The organism is Nitrosospira sp. Nsp2 (assembly GCF_003050965.1).
In the GTDB taxonomy this organism is placed as follows: domain Bacteria; phylum Pseudomonadota; class Gammaproteobacteria; order Burkholderiales; family Nitrosomonadaceae; genus Nitrosospira.
The window spans coordinates 1-2,018 of sequence record NZ_QAOU01000017.1 but is presented as its reverse complement, the minus strand read 5'-3'; the positions used below and the strand labels follow the sequence as shown (position 1 = coordinate 2,018).

General features: G+C 59.9%; 2 protein-coding genes. Both read left to right on the top strand.

Annotation, left to right across the window (positions count from 1 at the left end):
* A partial coding sequence (locus tag C8R31_RS15710; protein WP_181320669.1) for an efflux RND transporter permease subunit occupies nucleotides 1-603 on the top strand: 603 nt, incomplete at its 5' end.
* Nucleotides 600-2,018: an efflux transporter outer membrane subunit gene (locus tag C8R31_RS15705; protein ID WP_258192745.1), complete on the top strand. Its 1,419-nt coding sequence runs from the start codon at nucleotides 600-602 to the stop codon at nucleotides 2,016-2,018. The genes C8R31_RS15710 and C8R31_RS15705, both read left to right, overlap by 4 nt.

Genomic DNA, 2,018 nt, shown 5'->3' with positions numbered 1-2,018 from the left:
ATTGCGGAGAAGAGCTTGCCGGATAACTACCAGATTGCGTGGACCGCACAGGCCTACCAGGAAAAGCGCACCGGTTCTGCCGCGGTTTTCGCCTTCACGTTCGCCATTATCATGGTATTTCTGATCCTGGCTGCGCAGTTCGAGACCTGGGCGCTGCCGCTGGCGGTCATCATGGCCGTGCCTTTCGCCCTGGCAGGCGCGTTGCTTGCCGTGCTGATTCGCGGAATGCCCAACGATATTTATTTCCAGGTAGGCTTGATTACGCTGATAGGGCTGGCAGCCAAGAACGCCATTCTGATCGTGGAATTCGCCAGCCAGAAGATGCGGGAAGGGATGCCGGTGGCGCAGGCTGCGGTTGAAGCCGCGCGCCTGCGCTTTCGCCCCATTGTCATGACTTCCATGGCCTTTGTGCTGGGAATCGTGCCGCTGGTGATCGCAACCGGGGCAGGAGCGGCGGCGCGCCAATCGATGGGCACCGGCGTTTTAGGCGGCATGTTGCTCGCCACTTTTGTCGCCACGATCTTTATTCCCCTGTTCTTCACCTGGCTCACCCGTGAGCACGTGCCCCAGCGGGATGAAAGCATGCAGGAGGAAAGGGCATGATGACATCAGTTTCACGAGCGCGCGTCCGCAGTGCGTGGGCATGGATATGGTTGCTTTTGCCAAGCCTGCTGCTGATGTCATGCGCAATGGGGCCGGATTACGTCCGGCCCCATATCGAAACTGCGGAAAAGTTTCGCATGGCGGAAACGGAAGGGCAATCCATTGCCAACCTCCCGTGGTGGGAACTCCTGCGTGACGAAGAGCTTCAGCGACTCATCCGCCAGGCGCTCACGGAAAACAGGGACCTCAAGCAGGCGGTTGCCAGTGTGGAAGAGCTCCAGGCTCGCCTGGCGACAACGCGCTTTGACTTTTTTCCCAAGTTAGAAGCGAACGCTAATGCGCCTGCGTTCGGCACCATCGGGGGCTTTCAGATCCCGGGATTCCCCACGCCTTTCAATTATTTTGGCCAAGGCACGCTCAATTGGGAAATCGATATCTGGGGCCGGATCCGTCGTTCGAATGAGGCTGTTCGGGCAGAGATGATGGCGCGCGAGGAAAACCGGCGCGCCGTGATCCTGACCCTAGTGAGTTCGGTAGCACAGGCCTATTTCGATCTTCTGCAATTTGACATGCAGTTGGACATTGCCCGCAATGCCTTGCACTCATGGGAAGAATCCGTTGCCCTCGCCCGGGCGCAACTCCAGGGCGGGATAATCTCCAGGCTCGATGTGGATCAGTTCGAGGCTGAACGCGCACGCGCGGCCACCAGGTTGGCGGAACTGGAACGGCAGAGAGTTCAAAAGGAAAACGAACTGAGCGTGCTGCTGGGCAAGAACCCGGTACCGGTGGCGCGCGGCCGTATGCTGACAGAGCAGTTGATGCCGCCGCAAGTGCCGGCAGGCCTTCCTTCCGAGCTTTTGCAGCGGCGCCCTGATATTCTACAAGCGGAGCAGACGCTTGCCGCGGCAACCGCCAGAATCGGCATGGCCAAGGCGGCGCGGTTTCCCAAGCTCACGATAACGGGCTTTCTGGGCGTGGCCAGCCCCGCCCTATCCAATCTCCTGCTCTCCGGCAGTGAGTTCGGCGTAGGAGGACTTGGACTGGCAGGCCCTCTGCTCAATGCGCAAAGCCTCGGATTCGAGCAGCGCGCGACAGAAGCCCAGGCACGGCAGGTGCTGGCCCAATATGAGCAAACCATCCTGCTGGCGTTCAAGGAGGTGGAAGACTCGCTGGTGGCGGTCCGAACCTTCAATGACCAGCGCAAGTCGCAAGAGGATCAGGTGAACTCGCTGCGCTCGGCGCTCAATGTGGCCAACCTGCGCTACCAGGGCGGCATTACCAGCTATGTCGATGTCTTGCTTGCCAAACGCAATCTGTTCGATGCCGAATTCGCCCTCACCTCCACCCACCGCTTCCACCTGGTATCAGTCGTCCAACTCTACAAGGCCCTCGGCGGCGGCTGGGCAACACAGTGA